The sequence below is a fragment of the Hafnia sp. CBA7124 genome (assembly GCF_002355555.1).
Taxonomy (GTDB): Bacteria; Pseudomonadota; Gammaproteobacteria; order Enterobacterales; family Enterobacteriaceae; genus Hafnia; species Hafnia alvei.
The window spans coordinates 555326-572879 of sequence record NZ_AP017469.1 but is presented as its reverse complement, the minus strand read 5'-3'; the positions used below and the strand labels follow the sequence as shown (position 1 = coordinate 572879).

15 protein-coding genes and 2 tRNA genes are annotated in these 17554 nt (G+C 49.4%); 4 read left to right on the top strand and 13 right to left on the bottom strand.

Features of this window, described 5'->3' with window-relative positions; all coding sequences use genetic code 11:
- Nucleotides 1–8: 8 nt before the first annotated feature.
- From infB to rlmE, 10 genes are all read right to left on the bottom strand, one after another.
- Entirely contained in the window at nucleotides 9–2711 is a 2703-nt protein-coding gene (gene infB, locus CPY98_RS02680) for a translation initiation factor IF-2 (protein ID WP_025798855.1), read from the bottom strand.
- 24 nt (nucleotides 2712–2735) lie between these two features.
- Nucleotides 2736–4223: a transcription termination factor NusA gene (gene nusA, locus CPY98_RS02675; RefSeq protein ID WP_025798853.1), complete on the bottom strand. Its 1488-nt coding sequence runs from the start codon at nucleotides 4221–4223 to the stop codon at nucleotides 2736–2738.
- 21 nt (nucleotides 4224–4244) lie between these two features.
- The gene (gene rimP / locus CPY98_RS02670) at nucleotides 4245–4697 is read right to left on the bottom strand and encodes a ribosome maturation factor RimP (RefSeq protein WP_025798851.1); all 453 of its coding nucleotides are present in this window, start codon (nucleotides 4695–4697) and stop codon (nucleotides 4245–4247) included.
- Between the two features lie 215 nt (nucleotides 4698–4912).
- Nucleotides 4913–4989, bottom strand: a tRNA-Met gene (locus tag CPY98_RS02665).
- A gap of 56 nt (nucleotides 4990–5045) precedes the next feature.
- Nucleotides 5046–5132 (bottom strand) — tRNA-Leu (locus tag CPY98_RS02660).
- Between the two features lie 127 nt (nucleotides 5133–5259).
- Nucleotides 5260–5595, bottom strand: coding sequence for a preprotein translocase subunit SecG (gene secG / locus CPY98_RS02655; protein WP_025798849.1), 336 nt, complete (start codon nucleotides 5593–5595; stop codon nucleotides 5260–5262).
- A gap of 235 nt (nucleotides 5596–5830) precedes the next feature.
- Nucleotides 5831–7168 carry a phosphoglucosamine mutase gene (glmM, locus tag CPY98_RS02650; RefSeq protein WP_043490725.1) on the bottom strand — a complete coding sequence of 446 codons (1338 nt, stop codon included), beginning with the start codon at nucleotides 7166–7168 and terminating at the stop codon, nucleotides 5831–5833.
- Between the two features lie 6 nt (nucleotides 7169–7174).
- Entirely contained in the window at nucleotides 7175–8008 is an 834-nt protein-coding gene (gene folP / locus CPY98_RS02645; RefSeq protein ID WP_096386242.1) for a dihydropteroate synthase, read from the bottom strand.
- A gap of 116 nt (nucleotides 8009–8124) precedes the next feature.
- Complete coding sequence (gene ftsH / locus CPY98_RS02640) at nucleotides 8125–10068, bottom strand: ATP-dependent zinc metalloprotease FtsH (RefSeq protein ID WP_025798844.1); 1944 nt, start codon at nucleotides 10066–10068, stop codon at nucleotides 8125–8127.
- A gap of 56 nt (nucleotides 10069–10124) precedes the next feature.
- The gene (gene rlmE / locus CPY98_RS02635) at nucleotides 10125–10751 is read right to left on the bottom strand and encodes a 23S rRNA (uridine(2552)-2'-O)-methyltransferase RlmE (RefSeq protein WP_025798842.1); all 627 of its coding nucleotides are present in this window, start codon (nucleotides 10749–10751) and stop codon (nucleotides 10125–10127) included.
- Nucleotides 10752–10891: 140 nt separating this feature from the next.
- Here rlmE and yhbY point away from each other — a divergent pair, with 140 nt between their 5' ends.
- Nucleotides 10892–11185, top strand: coding sequence for a ribosome assembly RNA-binding protein YhbY (gene yhbY / locus CPY98_RS02630; protein WP_025798840.1), 294 nt, complete (start codon nucleotides 10892–10894; stop codon nucleotides 11183–11185).
- A 139-nt stretch (nucleotides 11186–11324) separates the two neighbouring features.
- On the opposite strand, the gene greA is transcribed toward yhbY, so the two are convergent.
- The gene (gene greA / locus CPY98_RS02625) at nucleotides 11325–11801 is read right to left on the bottom strand and encodes a transcription elongation factor GreA (protein ID WP_025798838.1); all 477 of its coding nucleotides are present in this window, start codon (nucleotides 11799–11801) and stop codon (nucleotides 11325–11327) included.
- Between the two features lie 275 nt (nucleotides 11802–12076).
- Between greA and dacB the strand changes: the two genes are divergently transcribed.
- From dacB to pmrB, 3 genes are read left to right on the top strand one after another with little or no spacing between them, the layout of a single operon-like run.
- Nucleotides 12077–13510: a serine-type D-Ala-D-Ala carboxypeptidase gene (gene dacB / locus CPY98_RS02620; RefSeq protein WP_096386239.1), complete on the top strand. Its 1434-nt coding sequence runs from the start codon at nucleotides 12077–12079 to the stop codon at nucleotides 13508–13510.
- Nucleotides 13511–13547: 37 nt separating this feature from the next.
- Nucleotides 13548–14210 (top strand): two-component system response regulator PmrA, encoded by a 663-nt coding sequence (gene pmrA, locus CPY98_RS02615; RefSeq protein WP_025798835.1) that lies wholly within the window; start codon nucleotides 13548–13550, stop codon nucleotides 14208–14210.
- Nucleotides 14207–15271 (top strand): two-component system sensor histidine kinase PmrB, encoded by a 1065-nt coding sequence (gene pmrB / locus CPY98_RS02610; protein ID WP_096386236.1) that lies wholly within the window; start codon nucleotides 14207–14209, stop codon nucleotides 15269–15271. Before pmrA ends, pmrB begins: the two co-directional genes overlap by 4 nt.
- 68 nt (nucleotides 15272–15339) lie before the next feature.
- Here the strand turns inward: pmrB and cgtA are convergent, their stop codons facing one another.
- The gene (gene cgtA, locus CPY98_RS02605) at nucleotides 15340–16518 is read right to left on the bottom strand and encodes an Obg family GTPase CgtA (protein ID WP_025798833.1); all 1179 of its coding nucleotides are present in this window, start codon (nucleotides 16516–16518) and stop codon (nucleotides 15340–15342) included.
- A gap of 66 nt (nucleotides 16519–16584) precedes the next feature.
- Nucleotides 16585–17526, bottom strand: coding sequence for a DMT family transporter (locus CPY98_RS02600; protein ID WP_025798831.1), 942 nt, complete (start codon nucleotides 17524–17526; stop codon nucleotides 16585–16587).
- Nucleotides 17527–17554: the final 28 nt, after the last annotated feature.

Below are 17554 nucleotides of genomic sequence, written 5' to 3'. Positions count from 1 at the left end.
TTACCTAATTACTCAATGGTACGCTTAACTTCGATGATTTCGAATACTTCAATCATATCGCCAGTGCGAACGTCGTTGTAGTTCTTAACACCGATACCACATTCCATGCCGTTACGGACTTCGTTAACGTCATCTTTGAAGCGGCGCAGAGATTCCAGCTCGCCTTCATAGATAACCACGTTGTCACGCAGAACGCGGATTGGGTTGTGACGTTTAACGACACCTTCAGTAACCATACAGCCTGCGATAGCACCGAACTTAGGTGATTTGAACACGTCACGAACTTCGGCCAAGCCGATGATTTCTTGACGATATTCAGGCGCCAACATACCGCTCATCGCCTGCTTAACTTCGTCAATCAGGTTATAGATGACGGAGTAGTAACGCAGATCCAAGCTTTCAGTTTCAATCACGCGACGCGCAGAAGCATCGGCACGGACGTTGAAGCCAAGGATGATAGCGTTAGATGCAGCGGCCAGCGTCGCATCAGTTTCAGTGATGCCGCCCACGCCGGAGCCAACAATTTTCACTTTCACTTCATCGGTAGACAGGCCTAACAATGCATCGGAAATCGCTTCGCAAGAACCCTGTACGTCAGATTTCAGTACGATGTTCAGTTCAGAAACTTCACCTTCGCTCATGTTCGCAAACATGTTTTCCAGTTTAGATTTCTGCTGACGAGCCAGTTTAACTTCGCGGAATTTACCCTGACGATACAGAGCAACTTCACGGGCTTTTTTCTCGTCACGAACAACGGTCGCTTCGTCACCGGCAGCAGGAACGCTGGACAGACCCAGAATTTCTACAGGGATAGAAGGACCGGCTGAGGTCACTTCGCGGCCCATTTCGTCGCGCATCGCACGCACACGGCCATACTCGAAGCCGCACAGAACGATATCGCCTTTATTCAGCGTACCTTCTTGAACCAGAACAGTTGCAACCGGACCACGACCTTTATCCAGGAAGGATTCGATAACAACGCCGCTCGCCATACCGCTGCGAACTGCTTTCAATTCCAGAACTTCTGCCTGCAACAGGATTGCGTCTAGCAGATCATCAATACCGGTACCCGCTTTAGCAGATACTGGGATGAACTGAGACTCGCCGCCCCACTCTTCTGGCATTACGCCGTACTGGGACAGTTCGTTTTTAACGCGATCCATATCCGCTTCAGGCTTATCGATTTTGTTCACAGCAACAACAACCGGCACTTTTGCCGCTTTAGCATGCTGGATTGCTTCGATAGTCTGTGGCATTACGCCATCGTCGGCAGCAACAACCAGAACAACGATGTCTGTAGCCTGAGCACCACGAGCACGCATAGAAGTAAATGCGGCGTGACCTGGGGTATCCAGGAAGGTGATCATACCGTTGTCGGTTTCTACGTGGTAAGCACCGATGTGCTGAGTAATACCACCTGCTTCGCCCGATGCCACTTTCGTGGAGCGGATGTAGTCCAGCAGGGAAGTTTTACCGTGGTCAACGTGGCCCATGATGGTTACAACTGGAGCACGCGGCTCAGCGGCTGCACCGGTATCACGGTCGCTCATTACGGCTTCTTCCAGCTCGTTTTCACGACGCAGGATAACTTTATGGCCCATTTCTTCAGCAACCATCTGAGCAGTTTCCTGATCGATGACCTGATTGATGGTAGCCATAGCGCCCATCTTCATCATTGCTTTGATGACCTGGGAGCCTTTAACAGCCATTTTGTTAGCCAGTTCTGCAACGGTAATGGTTTCGCCAATGATGACGTCACGGTTAACCGCTTGAGCAGGCTTGTTGAAGCCTTGCTGCAGAGTGCTTGGTTTACGTTTGCCTTTACCACCACGAGTCTGAGCACGCGCTTCTTCACGATCGGCTTTAGATTCAGACAGTTTATTGCCTTTCTTCTGCTTAGTCGCTTTGGTTGCGGTACGTGCACGAGCGCGGCCAGCTTCAACCTGACGGTCGTTTTCATCTTCTGCTTCACGAGCATGATGAGAAGTGGTTACGTGGTAGTCAGAAGTATCTTCTGCGGTCTCTGCTTCTGGCGCTTTGCCTTCGTTAGCTTCAGCCATTTTGCGAGCTTCTTCAGAAACACGCTTAGCGTCTTCTTCAAGCTTACGCAGTGCTTCTTCTTCAGCTTTGCGTTTCAGTGCAGCAGCTTCGGCTTCACGGCGCGCTTTCTCAGCATGCGCAGCTTTGGTTTTTTCGTCGGTATTTTGATTCGTCACTTTTTCACTTTCCGCTGCGCCACGCTTAGCTTTATCAGCGGCCTCACGTTTGGCTTGCTCTTCCAGGTTACGTTTCGCCTGATCTTCAGCAATACGCTTCGCTTTTTCTTCTGCTTCACGTTTTGCTTTCTCTTCAGTCTCACGACGAGCCTGCTCTTCCGCTTCACGCTGTGCCTGTGCTTCTGCTTCAGCCTGTTCAGCTGCCGCATCGCCTTTTACATAAGTGCGCTTTTTGCGGACCTCAATTTGCACGGCTTTGCTTTTTCCGCCGGTGCTTGGAACATTCAATGTGCTGCGTGTTTTACGCTGCAGCGTCAGTTTACCTGATGCGCTGCCATGCTCACGATTTAAATGAGCTAATAATGTTTCTCTTTCCTGTGGGCTCACAGAATCATTTTCTGACTTCTTAATCCCTGCATCAGCTAACTGCTGTACCAGGCGATCAACGGAAGTCTGTATCTCTGCTGCCAGTGATTTTACGGTTACTTCTGTCATGCTGTTCCTTCCCGCTACAGTTCATTATTCACTATCGCCAAACCAGCAAATATTACGCGCAGCCATAATCAGCTCGCCGGCCTTTTCACTATTCAGGCCTTCAATATCTGCCAGATCGTCGATGCCCTGCTCGGCAAGATCTTCCAGCGTACAAACCCCACGAGCGGCCATTTTAAAGGCGATACCACGGTCTAAACCTTCCAGACCCAACAGGTCGTCGGCTGGCTTTTGGTCACCCAGGCTTTCTTCCTGAGCCAAAGCCAGAGTGGTTAACGCATTTTTTGCGCGCTCGCGCAAAGCGTCTACCGTATCTTCATCCAGACCGTCAATGGCCAACAGCTCCTGTTCAGGAACGTAAGCCAGTTCTTCCAGAGTAGAGAAGCCTTCTTCAACCAATAGGGTTGCGAAGTCTTCGTCAATATCGAGATATTTGGTGAATGTATCGATAGCTGCGTGAGCTTCGGCCTGATGTTTAGCCTGAAGATCATCAACGGTCATTACGTTCAGTTCCCAGCCGCTCAGTTGAGCTGCCAGACGAACGTTTTGGCCATTACGCCCAATTGCCTGAGCCAGATTGCTTGCTTCAACCGCGATGTCCATTGTGTGTTTATCTTCATCCACAACAATAGAAGCCACGTCGGCTGGCGCCATAGCATTGATAACGAACTGTGCTGGATTATCATCCCACAATACGATGTCGATACGTTCGCCACCCAGTTCGCTAGAAACGGCCTGAACACGCGCACCGCGCATACCCACACACGCCCCTACCGGGTCAATACGTTTATCGTTGGTTTTCACCGCGATTTTCGCACGGGAACCCGGATCGCGGGCTGCGGCTTTAATCTCGATGACTTCTTCGCCGATTTCCGGCACTTCAATGCGGAACAGCTCGATCAGCATTTCTGGACGTGAACGGCTCACAAACAGCTGAGCGCCACGTGCTTCTGGACGCACGTCATACAGCACACCGCGGATACGGTCACCCGGACGGAAGTTTTCACGCGGAAGCATGTCTTCACGGCCAATAACGGCTTCGGCATTGCTGCCCAGATCTAATGAGATGTTGTCGCGATTTACTTTTTTAACCACGCCGGTGACGATCTCACCTTGGTGCTGACGGAATGCATCAACCACCATCGCGCGTTCAGCTTCACGTACTTTTTGTACGATAACCTGTTTTGCGGTTTGAGTCGTAATACGGTCGAAGGTGACAGATTCGATCTGGTCTTCGACATACTCACCCAGCTGTAACGCTGGATCTTCAAACTGAGCCGCATCAAGAGTAATTTCGCGGGTTGGTTGAGTAACTTCATCAACGATAACCCAGCGACGGAAAGTATCGAAATCGCCAGTTTTGCGATCGATGCAAACACGAACGTCGATTTCTTGTTCGTATTTTTTCTTGGTGGCAGTCGCCAGTGCAGTTTCCAGTGCTTCAAAAATTTTTTCGCGAGGAAGCGATTTTTCGTTGGAAACTGCCTCAACAACAGCCAGAATTTCTTTGTTCATCCTAGTGGCCTCATCCAAACTTTAAAAGTGGGGTACCAGGTTCGCTTTCTGGATGTTGCTCAGCGCGAACACTTCGTCTTTTCCATCTACAGTAACCGTGATCATCTCGCCTTCGACAGCTTTAATAATACCCTGCCATTTGCGACGATTCTGCACCGCCATACGCAATACCAAAGAAACTTCTTCGCCCATAAAACGGACGTAGTGTTCAGCGGTAAACATCGGACGATCAAGGCCAGGAGATGAAACTTCCAGGTTATATGCAACCGTAATTGGATCTTCGACGTCAAGAACGGCACTGACCTGGTGGCTGACATCAGCACAATCATCAACATTGATCCCTTCGTCACTATCAATATAGATGCGTAGCGTTGAATGGTGACTGCGGATGAACTCAATACCAACCAATTCGAAGCCTAATGCCTCAACCGGCGCCGAAATCATCTCTGTCAATTTTTGCTCTAATGTGGACAAGCCCACCCCCAAGACATAAAAAAAGGGCTAAATAGCCCAGTGATTCTGTTGTCAGATAACAAAAAACCCCGAAAAATCGGGGCTTTATGCAACTGGACCCTATATACTGCCGAACGAATTCAGTGCCGCTTTCTGACAATATTTTTTTCAAAACACCCGTTTGAGTCGTTGGCTGAACGTAAACAGTATATTTGAAAAAAGATACTTTAGGAAAGTGGTTGCGGGGGCCGGATTTGAACCGACGACCTTCGGGTTATGAGCCCGACGAGCTACCAGGCTGCTCCACCCCGCGTCCGAATCGTGGCGAATACTACTCTAATAACGTTGAAAAAACAAGTTATCAAGGATTGGTACCGAGGACGGGACTTGAACCCGTAAGCCCTATTGGGCACTACCACCTCAAGGTAGCGTGTCTACCAATTCCACCACCTCGGCATTACGAAAGTGATAAGCCGTATTCAAAACTTATCACCTTTTACTTCAGTCTCTAAAAGATAGCTTTTAAAAACTTTACTGCTAAATTCTGTACTTCTTGGTTACTGCTGGCTTCAAGCTAGTGCGATTAGTGAGGAATATCGCTACTTGGGGTTACCGGAGCTGCTGGTGCAGCAGGTTGCTCAGTTTTCACTGGCGCACCCAGATTTTCCCACTCACTACCTTTCTTGCCTTGCTGACCGCTCAGGTTACCCAGAACCAGACTCAGTACGAAGAACAACGTCGCGAGGACAGCTGTTGTACGGGTCATGAAGTTACCAGAGCCGTTGGAACCGAACAAAGTTGCAGATGCGCCAGCGCCGAATGAAGCGCCCATATCAGCACCTTTACCTTGCTGCAGCATAACCATGGCAACTAAGCCAATTGATACCAGCAGGAAAATTACTAAAAGAGCTTCATACATAGTCGTACCTGTTTCCTTGCGGGATTTCCGCAGCCAAAAGCTTCAACCATTAAAGCAGACAAAAATAAGTCTACTGAAGCGGGTGTGAATACTACCCAATGCCGCCAAGCCGTGCAAGAGCAATTTATGATGTGTAGCGCGATTGCAGAAAAAACCAGCAAAACATCAAGATTCGCTGGTTTTTCATCACATAACTACACTGACAAACATGCTGACAAAATTGCTCGGCAGTTAGTTAACCTGCGGCTTTCACGGCGTCAGCGATGCGGTTAGCCATTTCTGTCACTTGCGCATCATCTTCGCCTTCCACCATCACACGAATCAACGGTTCGGTACCTGATTTACGTAACAGCACGCGTCCACGGCCATTAAGCTGCGCTTCGACCTCTGCCGTCACCGCTTTTACGCTGTCCGTTTGCAGTGGATCGTGATTCCCCGCAAAACGCACGTTGACCAGAACCTGTGGTAATAACTTCATGCCGCTGCACAGATCGTGCAAGGTCATATGGTTACGCACGATAGCAGCCAACACTTGCAGACCGGCCACAATGCCGTCACCGGTGGTTGTTTTGTCGAGAATAATCACATGACCTGAGTTTTCAGCGCCTAAGCGCCAGCCTTTCGCGGCCATCATTTCCAGTACGTAACGGTCACCAACTTTCGCGCGTGCAAATGGTATCCCTAGCTGTTTCAGTGCCAGTTCTAAGCCCATATTGCTCATCAGGGTGCCTACCGCCCCGCCACGCAGATTACCCTGACGCAGGTTTTCACGCGCGGTAAGATAAAGGATCTGGTCCCCGTCAACTTTATGGCCTAAATGGTCAACCATCATGACACGGTCACCATCGCCATCAAATGCCAAACCGACATCGGCTTTCTCGGCGAGAACACGCGCCTGAAGCTGGCGTACGTCAGTTGCGCCACACTCTTTGTTGATGTTCATACCATCAGGCTCACAGCCGATGGCAATCACCGTTGCACCAAGCTCACGCAGCACGCTAGGCGCGATGTGATAAGTCGCACCGTTGGCACAATCGACAACAATTTTAAGGCCGCTCAGGCTTAATTCCGTTGGGAAAGTACTCTTACAGAATTCGATATAACGACCAGCGGCATCGACGATACGGTTTGCTTTACCCAGCTCAGCCGATTCCACGCAGGTCAATGGCTTTTCCATTTCGGCTTCAATCGCTTCTTCGACTTCATCTGGCAACTTAGTGCCGTCGATTGAGAAGAATTTAATCCCATTATCGTAATAAGGGTTGTGCGACGCAGAGATAACAATACCGGCTTCAGCACGGAAAGTACGCGTGAGATAAGCGACAGCAGGCGTTGGCATTGGCCCGGTGAAGGACGCCGATAAGCCCGCCGCAGCCAGACCCGCTTCTAAAGCAGACTCCAGCATATAACCAGAAATACGGGTATCTTTACCGATGATAATTTTACGCGAACCGTGACGCGCTAAAACCTTACCCGCAGCCCAGCCGAGCTTTAACACAAAATCAGGAGTAATCGGGCAGTCACCCACTTTTCCGCGAATCCCGTCCGTACCAAAATATTTGCGCTCGCTCATAAATCTTTATCCCTTCGCTGAAAGTGTAGCTTCGACGACACGCATCGCCTCAACCGTCTCTTTAACATCATGAACCCGAATAATATGGGCTCCTTGCATTGCGGCAATCACTGCACATGCCACACTTCCCGTCACGCGTTGTGTTGGACCAACTTTAAGAAGCTGGCCAATCATTGATTTACGAGACATACCGACCAGAAGCGGTAAACCAAAATGATGGAAATGCGCTAGGTGAGCCAGAAGTTGGTAATTATGCTCCAGATTCTTGCCAAAACCAAAACCGGGATCAATCAATAGGCGGCTTTTATCAATGCCTGCCGAGGTGCATCGTTCAATTTGTGATGTCAGATAGCTATCTACTTCGGCAACCACGTCGGTATAGACAGGTTTATGCTGCATGGTTTTGGGCTCGCCCTGCATATGCATCAAGCATACCGGTAAACCCGATTGTGCTGCCGCTTCTAACGCGCCGGGCTCACTCAAAGAGCGAATATCATTGATCAACGTCGCGCCCGCCTGTGCGCTGGCGGTAATCACGTCGGCTTTTGACGTATCTACCGAAATCCAAACGTCGAAATAGCGAGCAATCAGCTCAACGATGGGCACCACACGTTCAAGTTCTTCTTCGGTGCTCACCTCTGCGGCACCAGGGCGAGTCGATTCACCGCCCACGTCAATAATGGTTGCACCTGCGCTGATCATCGCTTCCGCATGGCGCAAAGCGGCATCCAATCCATTATGTTTGCCGCCGTCGGAAAATGAATCCGGCGTGACATTCAGAATCCCCATCACTTGAGGGTAAGTAAGGTCCAGAGTTAACCCTTGCGCTTTCAGCTGCATGCAGTCTCCATATATCATTTTTATTTTTGAGGTGGGTATTTGAACGCAAAAAAAAACCCCGAGCAAGTCGGGGTTTGTCTGTCAGCACGCGATATTGGCTACATCAGCCAGCGCGATTACTTCTCGCCGGTGTTGCCAGTTGTGATGTTGTCATCAGAAGATGGCGTATTCAGCTGTTCTTCCGCTGGCTTATTCACTGGAGCTTGAGGAGCGCCACCGTTGTCTGAACGGTTATTTTGCTCTTCTTCCCAGCCAGCCGGTGGGCGAACTTCGCGGCGAGCCATTAGATCATCAACCTGTGGAGCATCGATAGTTTCATATTTCATCAATGCATCTTTCATCGCATGCATGATATCCATATTGTCTTCCAGCAACTGGCGCGTGCGCGCATAGTTACGCTCAATCAATGCTTTCACTTCTTGGTCAATGATGCGTGCAGTTTCGTCAGACATGTGTTTTGTCTTAGAAACCGAACGACCTAAGAACACTTCACCTTCTTCTTCCGCATACAGCAATGGACCCAGTTTTTCTGAGAAGCCCCATTGGGTCACCATGTTACGAGCGATTGTGGTCGCCTGTTTGATGTCCTGTGATGCGCCAGTAGAAACATTTTCAACGCCGTAAATCAGTTCTTCAGCCAAACGACCACCGTAGGCAACGGAAATCATACTTTCCAGCTTCTGACGGCTGTAGCTGATAGCGTCGCCCTGTGGCAGGAAGAAGGTCACACCTAACGCACGACCGCGCGGAATAATAGTGACTTTGTGTACCGGGTCATGTTCAGGAACCAGACGACCGATGATCGCATGGCCTGCTTCATGATACGCGGTAGATTCTTTCTGCTCTTCGGTCATGACCATAGAACGACGCTCTGCGCCCATCATGATCTTATCTTTGGCTTTTTCAAACTCAACCATCGATACAACGCGTTTGTTAGTACGGGCAGCAAACAAGGCAGCTTCGTTAACTAAGTTAGCCAAATCAGCACCGGAGAAGCCTGGCGTACCACGTGCAATAACAGATGCATCAATGTCTGTTGCCAATGGCACGCGACGCATATGAACTTTCAGGATCTGCTCACGACCACGTACGTCTGGCAAACCAACCACAACCTGACGGTCGAAACGGCCTGGACGCAGCAGCGCAGGGTCCAGTACGTCTGGGCGGTTAGTTGCGGCAATAACGATGATACCTTCGTTACCTTCAAAACCATCCATCTCAACCAGCATCTGGTTCAGGGTTTGTTCACGTTCATCGTGACCACCGCCTAAACCCGCACCACGTTGACGGCCTACGGCGTCAATTTCATCGATGAAGATGATACATGGGGCTGCTTTCTTCGCCTGTTCAAACATGTCACGGACACGGGATGCACCCACACCGACGAACATTTCAACAAAGTCAGAACCGGAAATAGTAAAGAACGGAACTTTAGCTTCACCCGCGATGGCTTTAGCCAGCAAGGTTTTACCTGTACCTGGAGGACCAACCATCAAGATGCCTTTCGGGATCTTACCGCCCAGTTTCTGGAAACGGCTTGGGTCACGCAGGTATTCCACTAATTCGGCAACTTCTTCTTTTGCTTCGTCACAACCGGCGACGTCTGCAAAAGTGGTTTTGATCTGATCTTCGGTCAGCATGCGAGCTTTGCTCTTACCGAACGACATGGCACCTTTGCCACCGCCGCCCTGCATCTGACGCATAAAGAAGATCCAGACCCCAATAAGCAATAGCATTGGGAACCAAGAAATGAAGATTGAAGCCAGCAAGCTTGGCTCTTCCGGCGGTTCACCAACCACTTTTACATTCTTCGTTAACAGAGAATCCAACAGCTTAGGATCGTTAACTGGAATGTAGGTGGTGTATTTGCCGCTGTCTTTCTTGATTACGTTAATTTCACGTCCATTAATACGGACCTCACGTACCTGATCCTGATTAACCTCAGTTAGGAACGTAGAGTAATCCACCCTACGGCTGTTCGATTCGCTGGGCCCAAAGCTCTGGAACACAGACATCAGCACTACTGCGATGACCAGCCAGAGGATTAGGTTTTTCGCCATGTCACTCAAGGGATTAACCTCATATTACAACTGTGTTAACAATAAGCATCAGGGTACTATAGTTTCCGCCCTGTCGCTACGATGTATACTTCCCGCGAACGTGCTCGGGATGCATCAGGCTTACGAATCTTAACCTTCGTAAACAGGGAGCGGATCTGCGTAAGGTACTCATCAAAGCCCTCTCCCTGGAACACTTTCACCAAAAAACTACCGCCAGGAGCTAAAACATCCTTGGCCATTTCCAGCGCTAATTCAACCAGATACATTGAGCGCGGAATATCTACCGACGGCGTACCACTCATGTTGGGAGCCATATCCGACATCACAACCTGTACTTTATCCTCGCCCACGCGTTCGGTCAGCGCTTTGAGAACTAATTCATCACGAAAATCGCCCTGAAGGAAATCGACACCAACGATAGGATCCATAGGCAGAATATCGCAGGCAATCACTCGCCCGCTGTTTCCGATTTGTGTGACCACATACTGTGACCACCCTCCCGGCGCAGCACCCAAGTCGACAACGGTCATCCCTGGTTTAAACAGTTTGTCAGTGCTTTGTATTTCATCAAGTTTAAACCAAGCACGAGAACGAAGTCCCTTTTTCTGCGCCTGAATGACATATTTGTCACTAAAGTGTTCGTGCATCCAGCGGTTTGAGCTGGCGGAACGTTTTTTACCCATCTGATATTAACTCTCTAAACAACAGTTTCATCCACTCAGTTGCTTCGGAGTGTCCATGACAATGTAAGACCGATTTGGTGATACACTGGAGATGGCGGTAGAATGTACCGTTTTCAATCCCAACCTAAGCAAAAAAGACGATGAATCTGAATAACAAGCAAAAACAGCACCTAAAAAGCTTGGCCCATCCGCTCAAACCTGTTGTGCAATTAGGCAACAATGGTTTGACTGAAGGTGTTCTCGCTGAAATTGAACAGGCGCTAACGCATCATGAACTCATCAAGGTGAAAATTGCCGCTGAAGAGCGCGAAACCAAAACCTTGATTGCTGACGCCATCGTCCGAGAAACTGGTGCGTGTCAAGTGCAGCTGATCGGTAACGTATTAGTCATTTACCGCCCAAGCCAAGAACGCAAGATCAGTTTACCGCGTTAATACCTTTTCGTATAAAGAAAAGATATAGCACAAACTGAGATGCTTTCTCACCCTAATAGAAAGGCCGCATTGCGGCCTTTTTCTTATCTTTACAAAACTTATTGCCGATTGTACAAACTCTCAGCAACATCAAGAAAAATCAGATGTATTCGACCTTCAAAATTTCGAATTCAACTTCGCCACCAGGAGTTTTGATCACCACAATATCCCCCTGTTCTTTGCCGATAAGACCACGTGCAATCGGTGAGTTTACCGAGATGCGGTTATGTTTAAAATCAGCCTCATCATCGCCAACAATCGAATAAGTCAGCTTATCTTCAGTGTCGAGGTTCTCAACGCTTACCGTACAACCAAAAATCACACGGCCAGTATTTGGAATTTTAGTAACATCAATCACGTTAGCGTTTGAAAGCTTCGCTTCGATTTCCTGAATGCGGCCTTCACAGAAACCTTGCTGTTCACGAGCTGCGTGGTATTCGGCGTTCTCTTTCAAGTCACCATGCTCGCGCGCATCGGCGATGTCGGCAATGATTTGCGGACGGCGAGTACCTTTCAAATACTCTAACTCTTCACGCAGTTTTTCTGCGCCACGCAACGTCATAGGAATCTGGTTCATAATTTAGTCACCTTAAATCTATTCTGCTTAAGTCGCCCTCATCCTGACGCCATCGATGGATGGCCGGAAGCGATCGGCTGAAGGTTCGAAAATGCGCCCTCAGACCTTGGCGTTGAATAAAAAAATATTAACTCGGGGTCAAAAAACCCAAGTTAAAATCGATTTTGCATTTTGACGGCTATTTTAACGTAGAGTTCAGCAAGTATCATCGTTTACTTTAACCCTAGATGCACCGTAGTATGACAGGCACGTTACTCTGTAGTTATCCCGGGATTATGCAATTTTCACGAATTATCAGTGGATTGGCTTGTGCCTTAGCTTTTAGTACTCAAGCTGCGCCCGTCCAAGATTACACCCAATATTTGCCAGATGGCGCTAACTTAGCCCTTTTGGTGCAAAAAATAGGCTCCCCGACCCCTGCCATTGATTTTCATGGGCAGCAAATGGCGTTGCCTGCTAGTACGCAAAAAGTCATCACTGCACTAGCGGCACTGCTTCAGCTCGGGCCTGACTATCGCTTTTCAACCAACATGGAAACCCGTGGTTCTATTAGCGACGGAAAGCTAAAAGGCGACTTAATCGTTCGCTTTGGCGGTGATCCAACGCTGCGGCGCCAGCATATCCGCAATATGGTGACGGCGCTGAAAAAACAGGGCATCAATGAAATTACGGGGGATATTTTGATCGATACCTCCGTGTTTGCCAGCCATGACAAAGCGCCCGGATGGCCATGGAATGACATGACCCAGTGCTTTAGTGCACCACCTGCGGCAGCTATTGTCGATCGCAACTGTTTCTCGATTTCACTTTATAGCGCGCCGAAAGCCGGTGATACCGCGTTTATCCGCGTCGCGTCGTATTATCCCGTACATATGTTTAGCGAAGTGCGCACCTTGGCCAAAGGCTCCCCTGACGCGCAATACTGCGAGCTGGACGTAGTGCCGGGAGAGCTAAACCGCTTTACCGTTACGGGTTGCCTGACTCAGCGTTCTGAGCCACTACCGCTGGCGTTTGCGGTTCAAGATGGCGCAAGCTACGCCGGTGCTATTGTGAAAGATGAGCTTCGTCAGTCTGAAATCCAAATTGATGGCAACCTGCGCCGCCAAACTACGCCTAACGCTGCTGCGACTATTTTGGCTCAGACCCAATCAGCCCCGCTGAGCAGCTTGCTGCATACGATGCTGAAAAAATCTGACAACATGATTGCCGATACCGTCTTCCGCACTATCGGCCATGAACGCTTAGGCGTTCCGGGCACATGGCGTGCGGGCGCCGACTCTGTTCGGCAGATCCTGCGTCAGAAAGCGGGGATCAATTTGGGCAATACTATTTTGGTCGATGGCTCTGGATTATCTCGCCACAATCTGATTTCACCCGCGACCATGATGCAAGTTCTGCAATATATTGCGCAAAACGATCAGCAGCTAAACATTATCTCAATGCTGCCTTTGGCAGGCCACGACGGAACCTTACAGTACCGCGGCGGTCTTCATGAAGCAGGGGTCGATGGGAAAGTCTCAGCGAAAACCGGCTCTCTGCAAGGGGTATATAATTTAGCTGGCTTTATTACGACGGCAAGCGGTCAGCGAATGGCATTCGTCCAATATCTTTCGGGTTATGCTGTTCCACCACAGGATCAAAAAATCCGCCGTGCACCGCTGGTTCGCTTTGAAAGTCGACTCTATAGGGATATATACCAAAACAATTAGTGATATCTAAATAACAGGCTATTTGAAGCTAAGTGCTATGAAAATACTGATTGTTGAAGATGACGAACTTATCCAGCAGGGGCTTGCAAAAGCCCTCGCTAACGAAAGTTACGCCTGTGATTGTGCCGCTACAGCGGCGCAAGCTAAAAGTTTGGTACAAGTTGGACAATATAGCTTAATCATTCTTGATCTTGGATTGCCCGATCAAGACGGTGCGTCACTGCTCCGCCAATGGCGACGCAGCGGCGTAGATGTACCGGTTCTCATACTCACCGCGCGCGATGCTATTGAAGATCGCGTTGGTGGTTTAGACGCCGGCGCTGATGATTATTTGGTAAAACCATTCGCTCTGGTTGAGCTACAGGCCCGTGTTCGCGCATTAATTCGTCGTTTTCAGGGCCATAGCGATAATCTGTTGCAGGTTGAGAACATTATTCTCAACCTTTCAACCCAGCAGGTGACTTTCGAAGGTCAGCAAATTGAGCTCACCCCTAAAGAGTTTGCTCTATTATCTCGCCTCATGATGCGCGCTGGCCAAACGGTCAATCGCGAGATCTTACAGCAGGATCTTTATTCTTGGCAGGATGATTTAAGTTCAAACACGCTAGAAGTCCATATCCACAATCTTCGCCGCAAGCTGGGTAAAGAACGCATTAAAACAGTTCGCAGCGTGGGCTATCGGTTGGAAAGCCAATTATGATCAGCATGCGGCGCAGTCTATTAATCATGCTGGCGCTGATTTTGCTGGTCACTCAACTTGCAAGCGCACTTTGGCTTTGGCATGAAAGCCGCGAGCAAATCGGTTTTCTGGTCAACGAAACGCTCAGCGCCAAAGCACGTGACTCACATGTGGAAAAAGAGATCCGTGAGGCGATTGCTTCACTGCTGGTTCCCTCGCTGGTTATGATGTCTTTCACGTTAATTCTATCTGCTATTGCTATTAGTTGGATAATCCGCCCGCTTAATAAGCTGCAGCGGAGACTCGATAAACGCTCTGCAGACAATCTCACGCCGATCATTATTGATAGCAATATGCAAGAGATTGCGGCGGTTACCGGAACGTTGAATCAGCTATTTGCCCGCCTTAGCCATACCATTCAGCAAGAACGCTTATTTACCGCTGACGCGGCGCATGAGTTACGCACACCGTTAGCCGGTATTCGTTTGCATCTAGAGTTGATAGAGCAAGGCGGTGTGCCTGAAGCTCGCGCTTTAGTGACTCGCATCGACCAGCTCATGCACACCGTTGAGCAGTTACTGATGCTGTCACGCGCGGGGCAAAATTTTGCCAGCGGTCATTATCAAACCATCGATCTGGCGCAAGATGTCATTCCGCCGCTCAAGAGCGAACTCACCGAAATGTTGGCATTACGGCATCAAACCTTAGAGATCGACACGCCAGAGCCTGCACAGGTTCTTGGTGACGCCGTGCTGATACGCTTGATGCTACGTAATCTTGTTGAGAACGCCCATCGTTACAGCCCTGAACATTCGACCATTCGAATCAAAACAGTCAGCAATGAAAAAGGCGTTGAACTCAAAGTTATCGATCAGGGGTGTGGAATTGATGAATCTAAGGCTGGCGAGCTAACACAGGCATTTCGTCGTATGGATCAGCGCTACGGCGGCAGTGGGCTAGGCTTAAATATTGTGATTAGAATCGTTCAGTTGCATCAAGGAAAACTGACGCTCAAAAACGTTGAAACCGGCACAGGGCTCATCGCGAACTGCTGGTTACCCCATGACATTCTAGCTCGCTAGTATTAGATTTCGTGCATGAAAAAGGCTGCCATTGGCAGCCTTTTGCTTAACAAGCAGACTAAGCAGGATTACTTCTGATAAATGATTTCGACGCCTTCGTCGTCATCTTCATCCCAATCATCATCCCAGTCTTCGTCGGCTTCGGCTTCAGCCTGTTCCAACTGTTCGCGATGATAGTCATCCCACATGAACTCGGCTTTCTTGGCTTTTTCTTTCTCTTCTTCCACTTCAGCATCGCGTGGCTGTGTATCCAGGAAGTGCATAACATCCCAGCACAGCGCGTTAACGCCTTCACGGTTAGCCGCAGAAATCAGATAGTGCTTGTCTTCCCAGCCCAGAGCGTCTGCAATCGCCTGTGCGCGTTGTTTAGCTTCTTCAGGATCAAGGATGTCGATCTTGTTGAAAACTAACCAGCGTGGCTTTTGGGACAGTTTTTCGCTGTATTGGCCCAGCTCGTTGATGATCACTTTCGCGTTCTCGATAGGATCGCTTTCATCGATAGGTGCTAAGTCAATCAGGTGCAACAACACGCGGCAACGTTCCAAATGCTTGAGGAATCGAATCCCCAAACCAGCGCCTTCAGAAGCCCCTTCAATCAGACCGGGGATATCCGCAACCACAAAGCTTTTTTCGTGGTCCATGCGCACAACGCCAAGGCTTGGAACCAGCGTGGTAAATGGATAGTCGGCGACTTTCGGTTTTGCCGCAGAAACGGCGCGAATGAACGTGGATTTACCCGCATTCGGTAAGCCCAGCATGCCCACATCGGCCAGCAGCAACAGTTCTAATTTCAGATCGCGCTTGTCACCTTTGGTCCCCATCGTCTTTTGACGTGGAGCACGGTTTACGGATGATTTGAAACGGGTGTTACCCAATCCATGCCAACCGCCTTTACCGACCATCAGCTTCTGACCGTGACGAGTCATATCGCCAAGGACTTCACCGGTATCTAAATCGACAACGCGCGTCCCGACTGGAACTTTGACCGTAATATCATTACCGCGCTTACCAGTACAGTCACGGCTTTGGCCGTTCTGACCACGTTCTGCACGGAAAGATTTTTCAAAACGATAGTCAATCAGGGTATTCAGGTTTTCATCGGCCAGCAGATAAACATCGCCGCCGTCACCGCCATCGCCGCCGTCTGGGCCGCCACGCGGAATATATTTTTCACGACGGAAGCTGACGCAGCCATTGCCGCCATCACCGGCTTCGATGTGAATCGCTGCTTCATCTACAAATTTCATTTACTGTCTCCGTAAATCATTTACCGGGCTGCTTAAGCTGAGCAACCTAGCTGTGTAAGCTGTTAGCTAGTTTTGTTCGGCCCGACGCGGCCACCAACGGTGACCCACCGCGGAAAACATTGCTCCGGCTACCACCACAAGTGCTCCGATGTACCCCACCGCATTTAACGAAGGAGGAAGGAACATATCTGGCCATACCAAAGCTAACAAGTCAGAGAACATCAGGGTAAACAGCGGGGTTAACGTCACCACCGCACTGACCTGAGCTGCCTGCCAGCGCGCCATAGCTTCTGCTAGCGCGCCATAACCAATCAACGTGTTGGCACCACAAAATATGAGGCAGGCTAACTGCCAGCCATCCAGCTGAAAAATAACCGCCGGCTTCGCCAACGGAAATAAACATATCGCACATAAAGTGTACAACAGCCAAAGGATCTGTTGTGAAGCTAATCGCCGTAACAGCACTTTCTGAGCGACACCATAGCTTACCCAAACGGTCGCAGCACCCACGCCGAGAATAACGCCCAGCGTATAAGCCGTAAGTTGGGTAAATATTTCTTTCAGACTGACGTTAAAAAACAACAGCAGCCCGCTAATCAACATACATGCACCAATCACCTGAGTGATGCGCATCTTCTCTTTCAAAATCAGAACACTGGCGAACATCATCCCAACGGGAGATAGCTGGCCTATGACCTGTGATGCAGTAGGACTTAAATACTGCAACGAACTGCTGAACAGAACGAAGTTACCCAGTAAGCCGCAGGTCGCAATAATGAGCAGAACCAGCCAACGTCGATGCTTAAAAACACGCATCGGCGGCAGTTGCTTACGTGAGTAAAGAATGAAAAACAATCCAACTGAAGCGATCAAGAAGCGATACCAGACAATGGTGTAAGGTTCCATTACCTGTAAAACCTGCTTCATGGCGATTGGCAACGCGCCCCAGAAAACCGCCGTAGTGAGAGCAAGACATATACCCACTTTGACGTTCTGATTGCTTTCCATACTCAGCATCCTTGGCCTGATTTGGCCC